The 22,010-nt window shown below is 71.4% G+C and carries 16 protein-coding genes; 9 read left to right on the top strand and 7 right to left on the bottom strand.

The window, feature by feature from the left end; genetic code table 11:
- Nucleotides 1-5: 5 nt before the first annotated feature.
- Both IW245_RS21240 and IW245_RS21235 read right to left on the bottom strand, forming a co-directional pair.
- The gene (locus IW245_RS21240) at nt 6-554 is read right to left on the bottom strand and encodes a hypothetical protein (RefSeq protein ID WP_197004921.1); all 549 of its coding nucleotides are present in this window, start codon (nt 552-554) and stop codon (nt 6-8) included.
- A 53-nt stretch (nt 555-607) separates the two neighbouring features.
- The gene (locus tag IW245_RS21235; RefSeq protein ID WP_197004920.1) at nt 608-808 is read right to left on the bottom strand and encodes a hypothetical protein; all 201 of its coding nucleotides are present in this window, start codon (nt 806-808) and stop codon (nt 608-610) included.
- Nucleotides 809-1,052: 244 nt separating this feature from the next.
- On the opposite strand from IW245_RS21235, the gene truB reads away from it, so the two are divergent.
- Entirely contained in the window at nt 1,053-1,931 is an 879-nt protein-coding gene (gene truB, locus IW245_RS21230; RefSeq protein ID WP_197004919.1) for a tRNA pseudouridine(55) synthase TruB, read from the top strand.
- On the opposite strand, the gene IW245_RS21225 is transcribed toward truB, so the two are convergent.
- Entirely contained in the window at nt 1,928-5,218 is a 3,291-nt protein-coding gene (locus tag IW245_RS21225) for an NACHT domain-containing protein (RefSeq protein WP_197004918.1), read from the bottom strand. The two genes, truB and IW245_RS21225, sit on opposite strands and share 4 nt — an antisense overlap.
- Before the next feature lie 130 nt (nt 5,219-5,348).
- Here IW245_RS21225 and IW245_RS21220 point away from each other — a divergent pair, with 130 nt between their 5' ends.
- From IW245_RS21220 to dapB, 5 genes are all read left to right on the top strand, one after another.
- Entirely contained in the window at nt 5,349-6,278 is a 930-nt protein-coding gene (locus IW245_RS21220; protein WP_197004917.1) for a bifunctional riboflavin kinase/FAD synthetase, read from the top strand.
- Nucleotides 6,279-6,396: 118 nt separating this feature from the next.
- Entirely contained in the window at nt 6,397-6,666 is a 270-nt protein-coding gene (rpsO, locus tag IW245_RS21215; protein ID WP_197004916.1) for a 30S ribosomal protein S15, read from the top strand.
- Nucleotides 6,667-6,835: 169 nt separating this feature from the next.
- Nucleotides 6,836-9,160: a polyribonucleotide nucleotidyltransferase gene (locus IW245_RS21210; protein ID WP_197004915.1), complete on the top strand. Its 2,325-nt coding sequence runs from the start codon at nt 6,836-6,838 to the stop codon at nt 9,158-9,160.
- 54 nt (nt 9,161-9,214) lie between these two features.
- The gene (locus tag IW245_RS21205; RefSeq protein ID WP_197008620.1) at nt 9,215-10,651 is read left to right on the top strand and encodes a M16 family metallopeptidase; all 1,437 of its coding nucleotides are present in this window, start codon (nt 9,215-9,217) and stop codon (nt 10,649-10,651) included.
- Nucleotides 10,648-11,406 (top strand): 4-hydroxy-tetrahydrodipicolinate reductase, encoded by a 759-nt coding sequence (gene dapB, locus IW245_RS21200; protein WP_197004914.1) that lies wholly within the window; start codon nt 10,648-10,650, stop codon nt 11,404-11,406. Before IW245_RS21205 ends, dapB begins: the two co-directional genes overlap by 4 nt.
- Before the next feature lie 28 nt (nt 11,407-11,434).
- On the opposite strand, the gene IW245_RS21195 is transcribed toward dapB, so the two are convergent.
- Entirely contained in the window at nt 11,435-12,010 is a 576-nt protein-coding gene (locus IW245_RS21195) for a GNAT family N-acetyltransferase (protein ID WP_197004913.1), read from the bottom strand.
- A gap of 69 nt (nt 12,011-12,079) precedes the next feature.
- On the opposite strand from IW245_RS21195, the gene IW245_RS21190 reads away from it, so the two are divergent.
- The gene (locus tag IW245_RS21190; RefSeq protein ID WP_197004912.1) at nt 12,080-13,393 is read left to right on the top strand and encodes a glycosyltransferase 87 family protein; all 1,314 of its coding nucleotides are present in this window, start codon (nt 12,080-12,082) and stop codon (nt 13,391-13,393) included.
- Nucleotides 13,394-13,479: 86 nt separating this feature from the next.
- On the opposite strand, the gene IW245_RS21185 is transcribed toward IW245_RS21190, so the two are convergent.
- Complete coding sequence (locus IW245_RS21185; RefSeq protein ID WP_197004911.1) at nt 13,480-13,968, bottom strand: GNAT family N-acetyltransferase; 489 nt, start codon at nt 13,966-13,968, stop codon at nt 13,480-13,482.
- A 40-nt stretch (nt 13,969-14,008) separates the two neighbouring features.
- On the opposite strand from IW245_RS21185, the gene IW245_RS21180 reads away from it, so the two are divergent.
- On the top strand, nt 14,009-15,217 hold the full coding sequence (locus tag IW245_RS21180; RefSeq protein WP_197004910.1) for a winged helix-turn-helix domain-containing protein: 1,209 nt from the start codon (nt 14,009-14,011) through the stop codon (nt 15,215-15,217).
- A gap of 60 nt (nt 15,218-15,277) precedes the next feature.
- Here the strand turns inward: IW245_RS21180 and IW245_RS21175 are convergent, their stop codons facing one another.
- The gene (locus IW245_RS21175) at nt 15,278-18,307 is read right to left on the bottom strand and encodes an NIDO-like domain-containing protein (RefSeq protein ID WP_197004909.1); all 3,030 of its coding nucleotides are present in this window, start codon (nt 18,305-18,307) and stop codon (nt 15,278-15,280) included.
- 46 nt (nt 18,308-18,353) lie between these two features.
- The gene (locus IW245_RS21170) at nt 18,354-21,368 is read right to left on the bottom strand and encodes an NIDO-like domain-containing protein (RefSeq protein WP_197004908.1); all 3,015 of its coding nucleotides are present in this window, start codon (nt 21,366-21,368) and stop codon (nt 18,354-18,356) included.
- 140 nt (nt 21,369-21,508) lie between these two features.
- Between IW245_RS21170 and IW245_RS21165 the strand changes: the two genes are divergently transcribed.
- Complete coding sequence (locus IW245_RS21165; protein ID WP_197004907.1) at nt 21,509-22,003, top strand: DUF2752 domain-containing protein; 495 nt, start codon at nt 21,509-21,511, stop codon at nt 22,001-22,003.
- The last annotated feature ends 7 nt before the right edge of the window (nt 22,004-22,010 follow it).

The following is a 22,010-nucleotide window of genomic DNA, read 5'->3' as shown; positions in this document are numbered from 1 at the left end:
GGCGGTCAGCAGTTGGGGAGGTGCTGTGCGATGTCGTCGGTCACGTAGTCGCGGCAGAAGTGGATGCCGCCGCTGACGACGAGGGGCTTCCAGGCTCCGGCGGCGTCGCTGTAGCCGAAGAGCGTCTTGGGGGGTTGGTGGACTCCGTCGGGTGCGGAGTGGACGACGGCGAAGGCGCTGTGGCAGACGACTCCTTCCAGCGCGGCTGGTCTGCCGGCCTGGATGAATCGGGCGTCGTCTGACTTCAGGGCGGTCAGCAGCGTCTCGGCCGTGACCGGGCAGCCGGCGGAGCCGACGGCGGCGGCCGGTGGCGGCGTGGCGAGGGGAGCGCCGCCGGCGGGGGCCGATGTGGTGGGGGCCGACGTGGCGAGGGGGGCGCCCCCGGCGGGGGCCGACGTGGTCGGGTGGGCGGCGTCGCTGGCCGGGGGCCGGGGTGCCGTGGAGGTGCTGGTGGGCACCGGGCCAGCGACGTCGTGGCCGCCCTGCGTGGCGCACGCGGTCAGGGTGAGGGCGATTCCGACGCCGGCGACGGCCAGCTGGGCGATTCTCTTCACAACAGGTCCTGTTCGGGATCGGTCGGCGGGGAGGCGGGTGTGGGGCGCGCGGCCTAGCCCCAGGCGGCGCCGTCGCTGTCGGTGTGGGCGGCGGGAGCCTGCGGCAGCGTCGGGCCGGGGTTCACCACGCCCCATCCGGCGCCGTCGGCGACCGTCGTCACCTGGGCCGTCACGTCGGCGGTGGCGGCCGTGACACCGGCGCCGATCGAGCCGAGAGCGGCGACAGCGATGAAAAGCGCGACGATCCGAGACATGACAGACTCCACCCGTGTACGTAATGATTGGTTTTTGGAAGTTTCGCTCCGATGCGGTGCGTTCTTCCGATGTGATGAACTCTGCCAGCGACCCCGGGCGCAGTCACTACCGTGAGCCTGTCGTCAAGGTGCATGGCACCTTGGTGCCAGGAAACGGAGTGACCGGATAGGCCCGATTCAGGTGGCGGCCAGGTGCGCCGAGCCCCCGCACGACCCGCCCGGCCGCGTCTGGAAGGCTTCCCCTGTGGCGACGACAGGGCTAGTGATCGTGGACAAGCCGGCGGGGATGACCTCCCACGACGTGGTGGCGCGCATGCGCCGCCTCGCGCGGACCCGACGGGTGGGCCACGGCGGCACCCTGGACCCGATGGCCACCGGGGTCCTGGTCCTCGGCGTGGAACGCGGCACGAAGCTGCTCACCTACGTGATCGGCAGCCGCAAGGGCTACACCGGCACGATCCGGCTCGGCCAGTCCACGATCACCGACGACGCCGAGGGCGAGCTGGTCACCGCGGTGCCGGCCGACGACGTGTCCGACGAGGCGGTCCGCGCGGGCCTCGCGACGATGGTCGGCCTGATCGACCAGGTGCCCAGCTCGGTCAGCGCGATCAAGATCAAGGGCGTCAGATCCTATTCCCGGGTACGCGCCGGCGAATCCGTCGACCTCCCCGCCCGCCCCATCACGATCCACCGCCTCGACGTGGGCGAGATCCGCCGGTCCCCGGGGCTGGTGGACGTCGACGTGTCCGTCGAGTGCTCGTCCGGCACCTACATCCGGGCGATCGCCCGCGACCTGGGGGCCCTGACCGGGGTCGGCGGCCACCTGACCGCGCTGCGCCGGACCGCCGTCGGCGGCTTCACGCTGGCCGAGGCGCGCACCCTCGACGAGCTGGCGGAACTCGACGACCCGGTGAACCTGGACCTGAACACGGCCGCCGAGCGGCTGTTCCCCCGCCGCGACCTCGACGAGGCCGAGGCCAAGGTGATCTCCCACGGCGGGCCGCTGTCCCCGGTCGGCATCGAGGTCCCGTACGCGGTCTACGGCCCGAGCGGTGACGTGCTCGCCGTCATGGTGGAGAAGGCCGGCCGCGCGAAGCCGGAACTGGTCCTGGCCCCGGCCTAGTAGCGCTGCATCCGCCTGACCTGGCTACCGCCGCTGAGGGCTTCCTCCCCGTGCACCACCGCCCGGCGCGGCACTTCGATCGTGAGCTGCGGCCAACCGGCCAGAGGAGTGACGTCGACCTCACCGAGCCACCACAGTTTGATTACCCGTAGACAGGGCAATCGAGGTATCCGCCTGAGGTCCATGGGTCCGTCGACAGCGAAGAACTCCAGGCCTTCCAAGGCCGAGAACTGGTTGAGTGGCGTCAAATCGTGGCTCCCGATGTCGGGGAGCATCAGATGGGTCAGCTGCGGAAGAGCCGCGAGCGGTGCGAGGTCGGTGCCCGGACGAACCTCCAGGTCCAGGGAGGCCAGACTGTCCGCCCAACGCCCCAGCTTCCTGAGATCGCGCACCTCCGGGCAGTCCCGCAGGCCGAGCGCTCTCGGTGCATGCAGGAATGTCAGCGGTTCCACACTGGTCAGATCACGTGGTGAATAGAGATACAGGAACTCCAATGACTTGGCGGCGGACAGCTCCTGCAGGTCGTGCGGCTCCGCCCCCGTGAGCATCAGCGAGGAGAGCGCGTCGTTGGCGCTCAGAGATCTGAGGTTCGTGAGCCGACGGTTCTGGATGTAGAGAACTTTCAGGGACAGGTGTGAAAGGGGCCCCGCGTCGATGGTGTCACCCGGAGCGTCCAAGTCCCAGATCAGGTTGAGGATCCGCAGGTTCGCCGACTCCAGAGTGTGCAGGTCTTCGAGGCGCAGGCCCAACATGGTCAGGGCCTCCAACCTGGAGAGGTCCGACACGAAGCTGAGATCCTGGAAGGTCTCGCCGTTCGGAATCCCGACCGTGAGATGTTCCAGGGTCGGGATGTGCCGCAGGCCAGGGATCAGGGCCGGGTTGCGGAGATCGAGCCGGCGCAGTGGGTCGCCGTCCGGCCGGCAGCCGGACAGCACGTCGCGCGCGTAGATCTCCGGGTCGAAGGCGTCCCAGGCCCGGATCAGCTCGTTGACCACGACCTTCTCCGGCCGGCCCCGGTAGCGGGCGATCAGGTCCACCGCCGCCGGGTCCCCGGTCAGCCCGGCCGCGCGGATCGTCGCAGCGACCTCCTTCGCGGTCCCGGGCGTCGACAGGGTCAGCAGGTCCAGGGCCGCGTCGCCCAGTTTGGCGAGGGTCTGCGCCGTGGTCATCGTCCTCGGTGGGAGCAACTCCGCCGCACTCTGGTCGATCTGCGCGCGCACGGCCTGCGGCAGTTCCGGCGACGTCTCCAGGCAGGCCACGGCCAACAGGAGCAGCGTGGCGCGCACCGGGGACCGCGACGTCCGTGACCTGCCCCTGCCCCGGTCCAGCAGGCCGGTGACCAGGCGTTCGCGTTGGGTGGTGGAGGCGTGTCCCGCGGCCATCACGACCACCTCGCGCCACTGGTCGAGGTGCGCGTGGCTGATCAGGACCCCGATGTCGTCGGCGGCCACCGCGCCCTGGGCCGCCAGGTACTCCTGGAACGTGCGGTGCACGAAGTCCACCCGGCCGTCGACCGGCTCGCGGAGCAGCCCGCTGCGCTCCAGCAGGTGCCGGAGCACCTCGGGCGCGGTCGCGCCCACCTGGGGCATCCCGGCCAGTCGGGCGGCGATCCGGTCGGCCGCCTCGTCGAATCCGGCGTCGGACCAGCCGTTGCGGATCAGCCAGTAGGCGAGTTCCTGGAGGAGGAGGGTCTTCTGGGTGCGCGACAAGGTGATGTCGCCGGTGATGTGGCGTTCGGTGTCGCGGCGTTCGAGGAGCATCTGGAGGGCGACGTCGTAGAGTTCCATCCGGCTCGCCGGGAGCTGGGCGCGGCGGTCGCGGTGCAGGGCGCAGAGCAGGGCGCACAGCAGCGGGTAGCCGCTCAGCCGGCGCAGGTGCGCGCGGCTGGCGAGGGCCGTGAGCAGCTCCGACTCGTACCCGGTGAGAGTGTTCCTGTCGTCATCGGAGCCGCAGCCGTCCCGCATCGCCTCGTGCCAACGGTGCACGAAGACCTTCACGTCCTCCGGCGTCATCGGTTCGAGTTCCGCGGTGTCGAAGTCGTCGCGGGCGAGCCAGTTCTCCGACACGGCGGCGGGTCGCGACGTGACGACGTAGCGGGCCCGGGGAAACGCCGCGACCAGTTGGCTCAGCCAGTCGCGGGCCGCCGCGCGCCGGTGCTCGGCGACCTCGTCCACGCCGTCGACCAGAACGATCGCCCGGCCGGAGCGCAACTGCTGCTGTACCCAGCCGGGTGGCATGTCGGCGGCGATGTGTCTGCCGGTCTCGGCCAGGAACTCCTCGGGGGCCGGCAGGTCCCGGCCGGCGTAGCGGCGCAGTGGGACGAAGAACGGCACAGTGTCCCGCCACGCGGCCATCGGGGCGGGGAAGGAGTTCCGGGCGCTCTGGACCGCGATCCAGTGCAGCAGCGTGGTCTTGCCGATCCCGGCCTGTCCCCGGATGAACAGCCGGCTGGACGCCGCGAGGGCGGCCTCCACCCGGGCGGTGGCGGCACCGGTCGCCGCCGTGTCCTCCCATCCGGGCCCGTGCACCCTCCCGCCCGGGCCAGACCGGGCCCGGACGGCCGAGGTCAGCAGCTCGCCGGACACCGTGAGGCTCAGGTAGGCCACGGACAGCGGGTAGCGCCGGCTCTCGTCGGTGAGGGTCGCGCCGAAGAACTCGATCCGGTCCAGGCGGTGGGCGACCTGCTGGCGGTGGTCGGCCTCGAAGTCCTCCACGCCCAGGCGGGCGGGCAGCCGTTCCAGCGCGGTGCGCACGTCCGCCAGGATCTGGGTCTCCCTGCGTAGCACCTCCTCCAGCGCGGCCATCCCGCCGCCGGGCAGGGTCCGGGCGACCTCGATCAGGTAGCCGCAGCACTCGCGCAGGAGGAGCCGGTAGAAGGCCGTCCCGTCCGCGCCGAGGCCCCAGCGGGTCGGTTCGGGGACGGGCAGCAGGTGCCGGTAGACCGAACTCGCGTCCAGGTCGGCGCGGAACAGGTCGGCCTCGGTGGGCGCCGCCCGGTCGAAGGTCTCCGTGACCGCCGCGACGGCAGCCAGGCGTTCGGACTCGTCCAGCCCGGGGAACTCGTGCTCGACGAACCGGCGGATCCGGTCGTCCACCTGCTCGGCCGCCTGTTCGCGGAAGCGGCGGAACTGTCGGCGCTCCCGCAGACCACGGAGGATCCCGGCCTGTTCGTCCACGAGTTCGTGCGAGAGGCTCTCCAGGATCTTCGCGTCGCGGAACCAGACGCTCAACGCCGTCTTCGCCACCGCCGTGCCGAGTACCAGGGTGGCCGTCGCCAAACCGCTCATGTCGATACACCTTGCCAGTCCGACCCCTCGATCGCCCACTTCGGACATCCACTCCTTGATCACCTGCCGGGACCGGTCAGTCCCGGCGGGGCCGGGCGGTTAGGCTCGGGGCTGACGAAAGGGTGTGGAGATGCAGCGCTGGCGGGGAGTGGGTTCGGCACCGGGTGGCTGGGGTCGGTCCGTGGTCACCATCGGGGTCTTCGACGGCGTGCACCGTGGCCACCAGGCCACCATCGGCCACACCGTCAAACGGGCCGCCGAGCTGGGCGTCTCCTCCGTCGTCGTCACGTTCGACCCGCACCCGAGCGAGGTGGTCCGCCCCGGCAGCCACCCGGCCGTGCTGACCGGCCCGGAGCGCAAGGCCGAGCTGATCGAGGCGCTGGGCGTCGACGTGCTGTGTGTGATCCCGTTCACCAGTGAGTTCAGCCGGTTGTCGCCGGAGACGTTCGTGCACGACGTGCTCGTGGAGCACCTGCACGCCGCGCTGGTCGTGGTGGGGGAGAACTTCCGGTTCGGGCACCGGGCCTCCGGCGACGTGCCGCTGCTCCAGGCGCTCGGGAAGACGTTCGGGTTCGGGGTCGAGCCGGCGCCGCTGGTCAACGACGACGGCACGGTGTTCAGCTCGACGTACATCCGCAGTCAGATCGACGCGGGGGAGGTCGGGTCGGCCGCCGCGGCGCTGGGTCGGCCGCACCGGCTCGACGGCATCGTGGTGCGCGGCGATCAGCGGGGCCGTGAGCTGGGCTTTCCCACGGCGAACCTCGCGGTGAGCACCCCGCACGCCGCTGTCCCGGCCGACGGGATCTACGCGGGCTGGCTGACGGAGCACGGCCACCGCCGGCCGGCCGCGATCAGCGTCGGGACGAATCCGACGTTCGCGGGCGTGGACCGGCGGATCGAGGCGTTCGTCCTGGACTTCGAAGGGGACCTGTACGGGGAGCGGATCTCGCTCGAGTTCGTGCACCGACTCCGCGGGATGATCAAATACGACTCCCTGGACCCTCTCGTCGCCCAAATCCAGGCAGACGTGGACGAAACACGTCGGATCCTGACTGTCTGATAACCGGTCGGGGGCGACTGGTAACCTTGTCGGGTACGCCGGTTCTCGGCGTGGTCCTGCGTGCCTGCACGACGCCGCGGGTGCGGACCAGCAAATACCCAGACGTAAGAGGGAGAGTATGGCGCTCGAATCAGCGGTCAAGACCCAGATCATGCAGGAGCACGCGATCGTCGAGGGCGACACCGGTTCGCCCGAGGTGCAGATCGCGATGCTGACCAAGCGGATCTCGGACCTGACCGAGCACCTCAAGATGCACAAGCACGACCACCACTCGCGTCGTGGCCTGCTGCTGCTGGTCGGCCGTCGCCGCCGGCTGCTGAAGTACCTGGCGAAGTCCGAGATCACGCGTTACCGCGCGCTCATCGAGAAGCTCGGTCTGCGCCGATAGTTTTCCTGGGGGGAGTGGCCAGCGGGCCGCTCCCCCTTACACCGCTCATGGGGACGACGCACCGGTCCTCGGTAGTGGTTGCCGGACACCAGATTCCGGCGGCTTCGATCGAAGACCGGCCTGCGAGAAGAAGCTCCCCTGGGCACACCAACCCAATCAAGGAGCAGTTTTGACTGACAAGACCCCCGAGGTCGTTCACCTCGGAACCCACAGCGCGACCGCCACGATCGACAACGGTTCGTTCGGCACGCGCTCGATCACCTTCTCGACCGGCCGGCTCGCCCGGCAGGCCGGCTCGTGCCTGGCCCAGCTCGGCGACACCGTCGTGCTGTCGGCCACCACGGCCAGCAAGTCGCCGAAGGAGCACTTCGACTTCTTCCCGCTGACGGTCGACGTCGAGGAGCGGATGTACGCGGCGGGCCGGATCCCCGGTTCCTTCTTCCGCCGCGAGGGCCGGCCGAGCGAGGACGCGATCCTCACCTGCCGCCTGATCGACCGGCCGCTGCGCCCCAGCTTCGTCAAGGGCCTGCGCAACGAGGTCCAGGTCGTCGAGACCGTGCTGGCGCTCGACCCCGAGCACCCGTACGACGTCGTGGCCATGAACGCCGCGTCCCTGTCCACCAAGCTCGCCGGTCTGCCGTTCTCCGGCCCGGTCGGCTCGGTGCGGGTCGCGCACATCGAGGGCCAGTGGGTGGCGTTCCCGACCCACGAGGAGACCTCGCGGGCGACCTTCGACATGATCGTCGCCGGTCGGGTCACCGAGGACGGCGACGTCGCCATCATGATGGTCGAGGCCGAGGCCACCACCAACGTGATCAAGCTGATCGCCGACGGCTCCCCGAAGCCGGACGAGACCGTGGTCGCCAGCGGCCTCGAGGCCGCCAAGCCGGCCATCCGCGAGCTGTGCCGGGCCCAGGCCGAGCTGGCCGCCGTGGCCTCGCGCCCGTCGGTGGAGTTCCCGCAGTTCCTGGACTACCAGGACGACGCGTTCGCCGCCGTCGAGTCCGCGATCTCCGCCGACATGGCGCAGGCGCTGACCATCGGCGACAAGCAGGAGCGCGAGACCGAGCTCGACCGGCTCAAGGCCGTCGCGCACGAGAAGCTCGACGCGCAGTTCGAGGGTCGCGAGAAGGAGCTCAGCGCGGCCGTCCGCTCGCTGACCAAGAAGCTGGTCCGCCAGCGCGTCCTGCGCGACGAGATCCGGATCGACGGCCGTGGGCCGCGCGACATCCGGCCGCTGTCCGCCGAGGTCGGCGTGCTGCCGCGCGTGCACGGCTCGGCGCTGTTCGAGCGGGGCGAGACCCAGATCCTGGGCGTCACCACGCTGAACATGCTCCGCCTGGAGCAGTCGCTCGACACCCTCTCCCCGGAGAAGTCGAAGCGGTACATGCACAACTACAACTTCCCGCCGTACTCGACCGGTGAGACCGGCCGGGTCGGCTCGCCGAAGCGCCGCGAGATCGGTCACGGCGCGCTGGCGGAGCGGGCGCTGCTGCCCGTGCTGCCGACCCGCGAGGAGTTCCCGTACGCGATCCGTCAGGTCTCCGAGGCCCTCGGCTCCAACGGCTCCACCTCGATGGGCTCGGTCTGCGCCTCGTCCCTGAGCCTGCTGTTCTCCGGTGTGCCGCTGAAGGCCCCGGTCGGCGGTATCGCGATGGGCCTCATCTCCGACGAGGTCGACGGCAAGACGCGCTACGTCACGCTGACCGACATCCTCGGCGCCGAGGACGCGTTCGGTGACATGGACTTCAAGGTCGCCGGTACCCGGGACTTCGTCACCGCGCTGCAGCTCGACACCAAGCTGACGGGCATCCCGTCGGACGTGCTGGCGGGCGCGCTGTCGCAGGCGCACGACGCGCGGCACGCGATCCTCGACGTCATGCAGGACGCGATCGAGACCACCGGTGAGCTGTCGGAGTTCGCTCCGCGGGTCGTCAGCGTCAAGATCCCGACCGACAAGATCGGCGCGGTCATCGGCCCGAAGGGTCAGATGATCAACTCGATCACCGAGGAGACCGGCGCCGAGATCACGATCGAGGACGACGGCACGATCTACGTCGGCGCGACCAACGGCCCGTCGGCCGAGGCCGCGATCGCGAAGATCAACGCCATCGCGAACCCGACGATGCCGAAGGTCGGCGACCGCTTCCTGGGCACCGTCGTGAAGACCGCCGCGTTCGGCGCCTTCATCTCGCTGACCCCGGGCCGCGACGGCCTGCTGCACATCTCCAAGGTGGGCGACGGCAAGCGCGTCGAGCGCGTCGAGGACTTCCTCAACGTGGGCGACAAGGTCGAGGTCCAGATCGCCGACATCGACAACCGCGGCAAGGTCTACCTGGACAAGGTCGGCGCCGACGGCGAGGTCATCGTCGTTCCCGGTGCCGGCGGCGCCCCGCGCGCCGAGGGCGAGGGTGGCGAGCGTCGCGAGCGGGCCCCGCGCACCGGGGACCGCGAGGGCGGCGAGCGTCGCGAGCGCCGGCAGCGGCGCGACTAGTAGCTGATGACAGACTGGGGTCGGGCACGCACCTGTGTCCGGCCCCAGATGTCCATGGGGCTCCGGTTCTCCGGCGCGCGTCCGGGTGCCGGTGGCCCGCGGGCAGGTTTCACAGCGTCAACAGCTACCCCTCTGACAGGAGCACACGTGGCGGAGGCTACGAACACGGCCCGTGCGCGCACCCGCACGCTCGAGGCCGACCCCCTCGGCGGCACCGTGCGCAGTACGGTCCTCCCCGGCGGCCTCCGGGTGATCACCGAATCCGTCCCAGCGATGCGCAGCGTGTCGATCGGGCTCTGGGTCGGGATCGGTTCCCGCGACGAGAGCCCCACGCTGTCGGGGGCCTCGCACTTCCTGGAGCACCTGCTCTTCAAGGGCACCAAGCGGCGCTCTGCCCTGGACATCTCCTCGGCGATCGAGGCCGTGGGCGGCGAGACGAACGCGTTCACCGCCAAGGAGTACACCTGCTACTACGCGCGGGTGCTCGACAACGACATGCCGCTGGCCATCGACGTCCTGTGTGACGTGATCTCCTCCTCCGTCCTCAACGAGGACGACGTGGAGACCGAGCGCGACGTGATCCTCGAAGAGATCGCCATGCACGACGACGAGCCCGGCGACGAGGTGCACGACCTGTTCACGAAGGCCATCTTCGGCGAGCACGCGTTGGGCCGGCTCATCTCCGGTACCGAGGAGACGATCTCCGCCCTGACCCGCAAGCAGATCGCCGGCTTCTACCACCGCCGCTACACCGCGCCCGAGATCGTGATCGCCGCCGCCGGCAGCCTGGACCACGCGACCGTGGTCAAGCTGGTCCGCGCGGCGCTGAAGGACACGGCACTGCTCGGCGGCGACGGCGTCCCGGTGCCGGCCCGGCCGCAGGGCAACCTGGTGCGCACCCGCTCCGCCCAGCTCAGCGTGGTCGACAAGGACACCGAGCAGGCGCACCTGGTGCTGGGCTGCGCCTCCATGACCCGGCACGACGAGCGCCGGTTCGCGCTCGGGGTGCTCAACAACGTGCTCGGCGGCGGGATGTCCAGCCGACTGTTCCAGCTGGTCCGCGAGCAGCGCGGCCTGGCGTACTCGGTGTACTCCTACACCGCGCAGTACGCCGACGCCGGCACCTGGGGCGTGTACGCCGGCTGCACCCCGGCCAAGGCCGACGAGGTGCTCGGCATCATCCGCGACGAGCTCGCCAACGTGGCCGCCAACGGCATCACGGCCGCGGAGCTGGCGCGGGGCAAGGGCATGCTCAAGGGCGGCTTCGTCCTGGGGCTCGAGGACACCGGCTCGCGGATGAGCCGGCTGGGCAAGGGCGAGCTGCTGTACGGCGAGCTGCTCTCCGTGGACCAACTCCTCAACCGGGTCGACGCTGTCACCCTGGACGAGGCGAACGCGATCGCCAGTGAGCTGTTGACCCGCCCGATGTCGCTGGCGGCGATCGGACCATTCGACGGGCATGATTTCTCGGGAGTAGTGAGGTCGTCATGACGGAGCAGGAGCCGTTGCCGGTCGGTGTGCTGGGCGCACGCGGCCGGATGGGCGTCGAGGTGTGCCGCGCGGTCAACGACGCGGACGACCTCGAGTTGGTCGCGATGGTCGACGCCGGCGAGGGGCTGTTCAGCGTCACCGACGCCGGCGCCCGGGTCGTGGTGGACTTCACCAGCCCGGAGACCGTGATGGACAACATCCACTGGTGCGTCGAGCAGGGCGTCAGCGTGGTCGTGGGCACGAGCGGTTTCACCCCGGAGCGGCTGCACCGGGTCGAGCACTGGCTCAAGCACAAGCCGGACGTGGGCGTCATCGTCGCCCCGAACTTCGCGATCGGCGCCGTGCTGATGATGGAGTTCGCGGCCAAGGCCGCCCCGTACTTCCCCTCGGTGGAGATCGTCGAGCTGCACCACCCGGGCAAGATCGACGCCCCGAGTGGTACGGCGCTGCACACCGCCGAGATGATCGGCGCCTCCCGCGCGGCGGCCGGCGTCGGCCCGTCCCCGGACGCGACGAAGACGGCGCTCGACGGCGCTCGCGGCGCCGAGGTGGCCGGGGTCCGGGTGCACTCGGTGCGCTCCGCCGGCCTGGTCGCCCACCAGGAGGTGCTGCTGGGGACGGGTGGGGAGACCCTCACGATCCGGCACGACTCCCTGGACCGGGTGTCATTCATGCCCGGGGTGCTGCTCGCCGTGCGCGAGGTGCTCAAGCGGCCGGGCCTGACCGTTGGGCTGGGGCCCCTGCTGGGGCTGTAGCTTGGGACAGGAGATCTAGGCGGGGATGTCAGCCGCCCGCAGCCTCGTCGGAGGCCGGGCGGCTGACATCTTCGGTCAACGAGACGTGCAGGCGCACCTGGGGGACCAGGACGTCGGCCATGTCGAGAGCCCGGCGCGCGCCGTCGGGCTCCCATCCCGCTGAGGTGAGGAAATTGATGGTCGCCGGGGCCTGGTCGAAGGCCCAGGCCAGGGCGGTGCTGAACCCGTCGTCGCGCCAGTGCGCGGTGGCGGCGGACAGTAGCCGGCTGCCGTGTCCGCGTCGGCCCCACCGGGGCTCGACCAGCAGCTCCGTGAACGCCCCGGCGTCGGGCACCTTGTCGTCGGCGTCCGCGGGCCCGATCGCCGCGAAGCCCACGGTGTGCTCCTCGGCGCCCTGCTCGACGGCCACCAGCACCCGGAAGCGGGGGCCGGGCGGTTCCAGGACCGCCGTGCGCCAGTGCGCGGCGAGCGTGTCTGGGTCGAGCGCCGCGAGGATCTCGCGGGGCACGAGCTTGCGGTACGCCACCCGCCACGTCTCCAACTGGATGCGGGCGAGTTCTGTGGCGTCCCCTGGACGCGCTGGTCGAACGAATCCGAGCGCCATGCCGAAAAGCGTACGTGGGTCGTTTCGTACTCTGGACACCGGCAGTGTCACCGATCCTTGGGTGGAGTCTTGATCGAGAGTCGTAAGCAGCGGCTGCACGCGCTGGTCGCAACCGCGAAGCGGAAGGTCGCGGCGGCCGACGCCCGGTTCTACACGCAACTCGCGTTCGTGGCCGTGCTGTCGGGCGTCGTCTGGCTGCTCGCCGACCAGTTCGGCGGCCAGCACCACCTGTTCGATCTGCGGATCTACCGGAAGGCAGTGTCCTTCTGGCTGGCCGGGAACGACATCTACGACTACTCGCAGCCCGACGTGATCAACGGGACGCTCGGGTTCACGTACCCGCCGTTCGCCGCCGTGCTGATGAGCCCGATGGGCGTGCTGCCGTACGGGTTCGTGAAGTGGTTCACGATCGTCACGACGCTGCTGGTGGCCCTGCTCACCACGTATTGGATCATGAAGCCCGTGGCCCAGCGCCGGGGCTGGCCGGTCTGGTTCGCCACCTGCGTCACCACGGCGCTGATCTTCGCCCTGGAGCCGATCCGGGAGACGATGAGCTTCGGCCAGATCAACCTGTACCTGGTCGCACTGATCCTCGGTGACCTGCTGATCCTCGGCGGCCGGGGCTCGAAGTGGACGGGCGTCGGGATCGGGATCGCCACGGCGATCAAGCTGACGCCGGGCTTCTTCATCCTGTACCTGCTGGTCACCCGCCGGTGGCGCGCCGCGGCGGTCTCCGTCGGCGCGGCGGGCGCGGCCACCCTGCTGGCGGCGGCGTTCGACTGGCACAGCTCGTGGCGGTTCTACACGAGCGTGCTGTGGGACACCGAACGCGTCGGCTTCCCGGACAACCCCGGCAACCAGGCCATCAACGGCATGGTCGCCCGGATCGACGACATGGTGCCGGTCAGCTCGACCGGCAAGCTGGTCTGGCTCGTGCTCGCGCTCGCCGTCGGCGGCTACGGTCTGTGGCGGGCCGCGAAGGCGCACCAGGCCAAGGACGAGCTGGCCGCGATCACGATCACCGGACTGGCCGGCGTGGCCGTGAGCCCGGTCAGCTGGACCCACCACCTGTACTGGATCGTGCCGGCCATGATCATCCTCGTGGACGTGGTGCTCGACGCGCCGCGCGAGAAGAAGGCCTGGTGGCGGATCGGCCTGGTCAACCTCGTGTACTGGTCGTTCACGATGTCGCTGGTGTGGTTCTTCCGGCGGACCCCGGGCAACCACCACCGCAACAACCTGCCCAGCGAGATCGGGGAGAACGCGTTCGCGCTGCTGGTCGTGGCGCTGCTGATCTTCACGCCGTACCGGCCGGGGATCGACGGGAAGGCCGGGTCGTGGGCGCGGGTCGAGGAGCCTGAGGCGCTGCCGGTCAGCGTCTGAGCCCGGCCGGGCCGCACCCGGCGCGCCTCCACGCCGCCTGGGCGGCATGCGGCGTGGGGCCTTCCGGCGGCGCGCGGCCGAGTCCGTCAGGCGGGCAGCGTGTAGCGCAGGGTCGGCAGGCTGAGGCCGTCGCGGTCGAAGACCTTGGTCGCGCCGTCGGCGACGAAGCCGTACCGCTCGTAGAACCGGCGGGTGGCGGCGTTGCCCTCGGCGCACCACAGCCGGGTGGCGCGCCCCGCCAGGCGGGACACCGCCTCGTCCATCAGCGCCCGGCCGACGCCGTGGCCCTGGCGGGCGGGGTCGACGTAGATGGCGTACACCTCGGCCACCGTCGGGTCCTCGCGGTCGTCGCCGAAGCTGGCGAACCCGACGATCTCGCGATCGATCAGGGCGAGGATCCGGTACCGACCCGGGGTGCCGATGATGCCGCGCTGCACGGCCAGCCATTCTGCCGGGTCGATGGCGTCGAGGTAGGCGTCGGGGACCAGGCCCCGGTAGGCGGCCTGCCAGGTGCGGACGTGCAGGTCGACGGTCGCCGGCAGGTCCTCGGGGGTCGCGTCCCGGATGATCATCATCCCGAAATTGTCGGACCCGTTGGCTACGCTGTCGAGCACTATGAGCATTCCCGACACCCTGACCCTCGCCCAGGCCCGGCGGGTCACCCTCGCGGCCCAGGGCTTCGCCGACCCCCTGCCCACCGGGGTGCCCGACGCGCGGCACGCCCGCCGGGTGATCGGCCGGCTCGGCCAGATCCAGATCGACTCGGTCAACATCCTGGCCCGCGCGCACCACATGCCGCTCTACTCGCGGCTAGGCCCCTATCCGCACGACCTGCTGACCAGGGTGTCGACGGGCCCGAAACGCGCCCTCTTCGAGTACTGGGGGCACGAGGCGGCCCTGATCGACGTCCGCCTGCACCCGCACCTGCGCTGGCGGATGGCCAGCGCGCTCGACGGGGCCTGGGGCGGGATGCGCCGGGTGGCCGCGGAGCAGCCGGAGCTGGTCCGGTGGATCCTGGACGAGGTCCGGGCCAAGGGCCCGATGACCGCCCGGGAGATCGAGCACGACGTGCCCAAGAAGAAGGGCGGCTGGTGGAACTGGAGCGTCGCCAAGCAAGCCCTGGAATACCTGTTCTGGGCGGGCGAGGTGACCACCAGCCACCGCAACGGCCAGTTCGAGCGGGTGTATGAGATGCCGGACCGCGCGCTGCCCCGCGCCGTCCTGGACACCCCGGACCCGTCGCTCGCCGAGTCCTACCGGGCCCTGGTCGAGGTCGCGGCCCGCGCGCTGGGCGTGGCGGCGGAGCCGGAGCTGCGGGACTACTTCCGGCTGCCGGCGGACGCCGCGAAGCCGGCGATCGCGACCCTGGTCGCCGAGGGCGTGCTCCGGCCGGTGGCGGTCGAGGGCTGGAAGAAACCGGCCTGGCTGCACGCCGACGCCAGGCTGCCCCGCCGGGTGCGGGCGGCCACCCTGGTCAGCCCGTTCGACCCGCTGGTCTGGGAGCGGGGCCGCACCGAGCGCCTCTTCGACTTCCGGTACCGGCTGGAGATCTACACCCCGGCCCCCAAACGCGTCCACGGCTACTACGTGCTGCCGTTCCTGCATGGCGACCGGCTGACCGCCCGGGTCGACCTCAAGGCCGACCGGGCCGCCGGGGTGCTCCGGGTGCCGGCCGCGTGGTTGGAGCCGGGGGCCGACGCGGGGGAGACGGCGGTGGCCCTGGCGGCCGAGCTGCGGCGGATGGCCGGCTGGCTCGGGCTGGGCGAGGTGGCGCTGCCGGACCGGGGCGATCTGGCCCCGGAGCTGTCCCGGGCACTGGCGTAGGGCTTCGCCTCGCACGCGCGAGGGCCCGGGCGTCCCCGCCCGGGCCCCGTGCGGGTCGCGTCAGGGGCTGCGGAACAGCACCGACGTGTCGTTGCGCAGCACCGGGTCGTGGTAGAGGTAGCGGACCCCCATCGTCCCGGCCTGGTTCTCGATGCCGACCGTCGCGGTCCCGCCCCGCTCGTCCACCTGCGGGTCGATCCCCTGGTAGCCGAGCTGGACGTCCCCGTCCGGGTAGAGCGTCACGGAGAACCCGACCCGCCGGGTCGGCTGCCCCTTCACGGACACGTTGCGCCACTCCACGGTGAACGCCCCGGCGGACGAGGCGGTCAGGACGGCGGAGGACCCGTCGAGGACGAAGTCCCGCCAGAACGGGTAGATCGACCCGTTGGGCGCCGCCGTCGTCGGAATGGACACGTGGTCGGGGTGGGATCCGGTGGCGGTGAAGGACAGCACCCCGTTGGTGTCCACCTTGGCCTTCGTGTAGCTCTGGCCGTAGAAGGGGAACGCGAAGGGCAGGTTCACCGCGGCGACGGCGTTGTCGCCGGTCAACGCGATGGCCTGTGTCCCGGGCACGAATGGTTTCGACCCGTCGACACAGGTGTAGCCGTACGCGTCGGCCCGGGCGGTGACCCGGACGTCCACGGTCTTCGGCCCGTCGAGGACGACGGAGGCGGTGGCCGGGGTGACGCACCGGCCGCGGCCGAGGGACACGGTCACGCCGTAGGTGTCCGGGGGCAGGCCGGTGAAGGCGTAGCCGCCGGTGGCCGACGTGGTCGTGGTCCGGCCGCTGGGAGTGAGCGTGACGAGCGCGCCGACCAGGGGCTTGCCGGTGCTGGCGACGAGCGCCCTGCCGGTGATGCCCAGGTTCCCGGAGATGGCCTCGTAGTGGGCGGTGTAGGTGGTGGGCGCGTCCCCGACCGTGACGTCGTGGGTCTGCGCGCCACCGTCCGACCAGGTCCGGAAGGCGTAGGACTGGCCGCCGACCGTCTGCGGGGTGGGCGCGCCGACCGACGTGGTCGACCCGGTGATCACCGTGCGGGTGAAGGGCGCGGCCGCCGTGTCGGAACCGGCCGTGACCTGCAGACCCGGCGGGTCGGAGGCGAACGTGACGTCGGTGGTGAACGGGTCGAGCCGGACGCTGGTCGTGCCGGTCAGCCCGGTGGAGTCGGTGGCGGTGAGCCGTAGCTCCAGGTGGGCCGGGTATTCGTGCCCGGGCGCGACGAAGCTTCCGCTGGTACCCGTGAACTGTTGCACCGCGTGGGTGTGGCAGTCTCCTGCGGCGTCGCAGTGGTGCAGGATCAGCTCCCAGCTCAGCCGGCTGCCGGGGATCGTGCCGTCCTGCGGGTCGGTGCCGTGCCCGGTGAAGGCGATGGCGTCGCCGACCTTCCAGCGCAGTTGGCCGCCGGGGGAGTCGATGAACGCGCTGGGCGGGGCCTCGCCCGGGTGCACGACCAGCGTGGTGCTGGCGCTGGCCCCGCCGGGGTCGGTGACGGTGAGTTTCGCCGTCCGGTCCCCCGGGGTGGCGTAGGTGAAGCCGGCCGTCACGCCGGTCGCGTCGACGGTGCCGTCGTTCTGGAAGTCCCACTGGTAGGTGAGCGCGTCGCCGTCGGGGTCGGTGCTGCCGCTGGCGTCGAAGCTGACGGTCAGCGGGGCCGGCCCGTGGTCGGGGACTGCGGTGAAGGACGCGACGGGCGGCCGGTTGGCGGAGAAGTACCGGATCCGGCGGATCGTGCCGCCGTTGAGGTCGGGGTAGTAGAGCTCGCCGCCGGGGCCGATCGCCAGGTCGACGGGGTTGACGGCCTGGGTGACGAAGTTGGTGATCCTGGTCGGGTCCGGCAGCCCGTCGGGGCCGGCGCGCATGGCCCAGATGCAGCCCCGGGAGTAGTCGGCGAAGAACAGCGCCCCGCGGTACTCGGCGGGGTAGCTCCCGCTGTCCGGCGCGAACGCGAGCCCGGTCACCGAGCCGCCCCCGGTCGGGCAGGTCTCCCCGGGCACCACGGTGGCCCCGTGGTTGTACGCGTAGTACGGCGCGGTCGCCCCGCCCCCGGTGTAGAGGCTCTCGCACATGTTCAGGTTCTCGGCGTCGTACGCCGGCTGGCGGTCCGGGCCCTCGTAGCAGGGCCAGCCGAGGTTGGCGCCGGGTGTGACCCGGTCGATCTCGTCCCAGGTGTTCCAGCCGGTGTCGCCGGCCCAGATCTCGGACGTGCCGGGTCGCACGGCGAGCCGGAACGGGTTGCGCAGGCCGAACGCCGAGATCCGCCGGGCGTTGGCGTCGGCGGAGGAGGCGTAGGGGTTGCCGGGCAGGCCGGCCCCGGTGGCGGGGTCGATCCGCAGCAGGGTCCCCGACAGGCCGGTCGGGTCGCCGAGGCTGCGGACGTCCTGGGCCCGCAGCGCGCCGCCCTCGGCGCCCGGCGGGGCGGGGTTCGCGCCGCCGGGGTCGCCGCACGGGTTCCCGTTCTGGCCGTGGTCGGCGAAGGTGAAGCTGGCGCCCTCGCCGCCGGAGACGTACAGCGCGCCGTCGGCGCCGAACTTGAGGTCGCCGATCGAGTGGCTCGGGAACTGCTGGCACCAGTCGGTGATCAGGACCTGCTCCGGGCCGGTCATGTGGTTGCCGGCCGCCTGCAGCCGGGACAGCCGCCCGGTGACCACGCAGCCGTCGGCGTTGGCCCCTGGCGGGTTCGGGCACGCGTCGCCCCAGGTGGGCGGGGCTCCGCCGGGCTTGGCGTCGTAGGTGTAGAGGACGTAGACGTAGGGGTCGGCGGGGAAGTTCGGGGCCAGGGCCATGCCGAGCAGACCGCGGTCCCAGAAGTCGTGCACCTCGGCGGACAGGTCGGCGAAGGTGTCGGGGGTCGGGTCGGTCAGCGAGTCGAAGACCTTGATCATGCCGCCCTTCTGGGCGACGAACACCCGGCCGTCCGCCGCGAACTCGATGTTCGTCGGGGCGGACAGCCCGGTGAAGACGGTCTCCTGGACGAAACCCGGCGGCAGGGTGCTCGCGGCGCTGACCGGGTCGCCGGTGAGTTCGAGGCACACCGGCGACAAGACGACGACAGTGAGGACGGCTCTGAGCAGCACACCACGAAGCGTCATGGACCGATAATAAGTATGTTTTTCAGGTATTACCTGATGAATGGCGTCATGGGCGGCGGAACAGTACCGAGATCTCGTCGCGGAGCACCGGCTCGGCGTAGGAGTAGCGCAGCCCCACCGTGCCCGTCTCGTTCTCGATGCCCACGGTCGCGCCGCCGCCCTGCTCGTCGGCCCGCGGGTCGAGGGCCTGGTAGTCGACCTCGACGTCCCCGTTGGCCGAGAGGGTCACGGAGAACGAGATCCGGTGCGACCGGTACCCGTAGAGGTAGGCGTTGCGCCATTCGACGGTGAACGTGCCCGGCCCGGCGGACGTGAGCACCTGGGAGCTCGTGTCGAGCCCCAGGTCCCGCCAGAACGGGTAGATCGCGGCGTTCGGCGCGCTGGCGGCGGGCACGTCGACGTTGGCCGCGGCCGAGGCGGCGGTGCCGAAGGACAGCACGCCGTTGGTGTCGACGGTGGCGGCGGTGTAGGTCTGGCCGTAGTAGGGGAAGGCGAAGGGCAGGGTCACCGGGGCGACCTTGTCGTCGCCGGTCAGCGCCAGCGCGGTGGAGCCCGCCCGGTACGGCAGGGCCGCGTCCACGCAGGTGTAGCCGTACCCGTCGGACCGCGCGGTGACGGCCAGGTCGGCGACCTTGGGCCCGTCCACGATCACCGAGGCCGTGGCGGGGGTGACGCACCGGCCGAGGCCGCGGGTGACCGTGACCCCGTAGGTGCCGGGGGTGAGGCCGGTGAAGGCGTAGCCGCCGGTGGCCGACGTCGTGGTGGTCTGGCCGCCGGGGTTCAGGGTCACGGTCGCCCCGACCAGGGGCCGCCCGGTGCCGGCGACGGTCGCGGTGCCGGTGACCGACAGCGTCGAGGTGATCGGGGTGAACGTCGCGGTCACGGTGGCCGCCGTCGCCGGGGCCGTCAGGACGTGGGTCTGCGCGCCGCCGTCCGACCAGCCGCCGAACGCGTAGGAACCCTGCGGGGTGGGCGCGCTGACCGTCTGGGTGGAGCCGACGATGACGGTCCGGGTGAACGGACCGGTGCCGGTCGCGGAGCCGACGGTGAGCTGCAGCCCGGCCGGGGCGGTGGTGAACGTCAGGTCGACGGTGCTCGGGTCGAGCCGCACGGTCCTCGTCCCGGTCAGCCCGGCCGAGTCGGTGGCGGTGAGGATCAGATCCAGATGCGACGGGTACTCGTGGTCCGGCGCCGTGAACGACCCGCCGTACCCGGTGAACTCCCGCAACGGGTGGCTGTGGCAGTCGGTGGCCGACGAGCAGTGCTGGAGCACGAGCTGCCAGCGCAGCCGGGCCGCCGGCAGGGTGCCGTCCTGGGCGTCGGTGGCGTGCCCGGTGAAGCTCACCGGGTCGCCGACCTTCCACCGCAGGGTGCCGGCGGGGGAGTCGATCACCGGGACCGGCGGGGACTCCCCGGGACTGATCAGGGTCGTGGTGCTCGCCGCGGCCCCGGTGGAGTCGGTGACCGTGAGTTTGGCGGTGCGCGGCCCGGCCGTGGCGTAGATGTACGACGCCGTGCGGCCGGTGGCGTCCACCGTGCCGTTGTTGTCGAAGTCCCACTGGTAGCCGAGGATGTCGCCCGGGTCGGGGTCGGTGCTGCCGACGGCGTCGAACGCGACGGTCAGGGGCGCCGGGCCGGCCGAGGGGGTGGCGGTGAACGCCGGCACCGGCGGGCGGTTGGCCGGGTAGTACCGCAGGCGGCGGATGGTGCCGCCGGTCAGGTCCGCGTAGTACAGGTCGCCGCCGGGGCCGATCTCCAGGTCGACGGGGTTGGCCGCGCCGGCGGCGAACGTCTTGATCTTCGTCGGGTCCGGCAGGCCGTCGGCCCCGGCGCCCATCGACCAGATGCAGCCCCGGCTGTAGTCCGCGAAGAACAAGGCGTTGCGGTACTCCGCCGGGTACGCCCCGCCGCTCCCGGGGTAGAACGCGAGCCCCGAGACGGCCGACCCGCCGGTCGGGCACGTCTCCCCGGGGACGACCTGGCTGGCGTGGTTGTAGGCGTAGTACGGCGCGGTGACGCCGCCGGCGGTGTAGAGGCTCTCGCACAGGTTCAGGTTCGCGCCGTCGTAGCCGGGCTGGCGGGCATTGCCCTCGTGGCACGGCCAGCCGAAGTTGGACCCGGGCGTGGCGAGCCGGTCGAGCTCCTCCCAGGTGTTCCAGCCGACGTCGCCGGCCCACACCTCGGAGGTGCCGGGCCGTACGGCCAGCCGGAACGGGTTGCGCAGCCCGTACGAGGAGATCCGCCGCGCGTTGGCGTCCGTCGAGGAGGCGTACGGGTTGCCGGGCAGCCCGGCCCCGGTCGCCGGGTCGATCCGGATCACGCTGCCGTTCAGCCCGGTCGGGTCCCCGGTGGTCCGGACGTCCTGGGACCGCAGCGCCCCGCCCTCCGCGGTCGGCGGGGTCGGGTTCGCGCCGCCGGGGTCGCCGCACGGGTTGACCGGGTTGCCGTCCTGGCCCCAGTCGGTCCAGTTGAAGCTGGCCCCGTCGCCGGCGGAGGCGTACAGCGCGCCGTCGGCCCCGAACACCAGATCCCCGACGGAGTGGCTCGGGTACTGCTGGCACCAGTCGGTCACCAGCACCTGCTCGGGACCGCTCATCTGGTTGCCGACCGCCTTCAGCCGGGACAGCCGGCCGGTCACCACGCAGCCGTCCGCGGTCTCCCCTGGCGGGTTCGGGCAGGCGTCGCCCCAGGTGGGCGCGGTGCCGCCGGGCTTGGCGTCGTAGGTGTAGAGCACGTAGACGTACGGGTCGGCCGGGAAGTTCGGGGCGAGCGCCATGCCGAGCAGGCCCCGGTCCCAGGCCGAGTACACCTGGGTAGACAGGTCGGCGAACGTGTCGGGGGTCGGGTCGGTGAGCGAGTCGTACACCTTGATGACGCCGTACTTCTGGGCGACGAAGATCCGCCCGTCCGGCGCGAACTCGACATTGGTGGGCTGGCTCAGGCCGGTGAACACGATCTGCTCGACGAAGCCGCTCGGCAACGTCGCGGCGGTCGCAGGCGGACCCGGGACGAGGGTGGCCGCGACGAGGCCGGCGGCCGTGAGCAGGCGACGGAGCATCATTCCGGCAGCATATGAAGGATGTTCGATATAGAGAGTGTCGGATGCCTGACTGTCGGTGACCGTTCTGGGAGCGCCCGACACGTTTCCGCCGCACGCGGTACCGTGTCAATGTCGACTGAGATGAAGAAGGTGCTGGTGTCATGGCGGAGCCCGTGGGCGGACACGTCCCGTATCCTTATCCGCTGCCCGAACCGGGCCGGTTCACCCGGTTCATGACCCGGATCGTCGAGAAGCCCCCGTGGCTCGCCCCGTTGGCGGCGCTCGCCTGCATCGGCGGCGGCGTGGCCTACACCCTCGCGGTGGACCCGGCGGCCGCCCAGGCCGGCGCGACGCCGAGCTGCGCGATGAAGCTGCTGACCGGCTTCGACTGCCCGGGCTGCGGCGGCACCCGCGCGATGTGGTATGTGCTGCACGGGAACCTGCCCGAGGCGGCCCGCAACCACATCGTGGTCCTGTTCGCGCTGCCGTTCCTGGCCTACATGTTCGTGGCCTGGTCGGCCAACCGGGTGTTCCGGACGAGGATCCCGATGCTGAACATCCAACCCCAGGTCATCGCGATGTTCCTCGTCGCATGGGGCGTGTTCTCGGTCCTGAGGAACCTGCCCTGGGCGCCGTTCACGATGTTCTTCGTCTAGACCGCGA

Source organism: Longispora fulva, assembly GCF_015751905.1.
GTDB classification, from domain to species: domain Bacteria; phylum Actinomycetota; class Actinomycetes; order Mycobacteriales; family Micromonosporaceae; genus Longispora; species Longispora fulva.
This window is presented reverse-complemented; position numbering and strand designations above follow the sequence as displayed.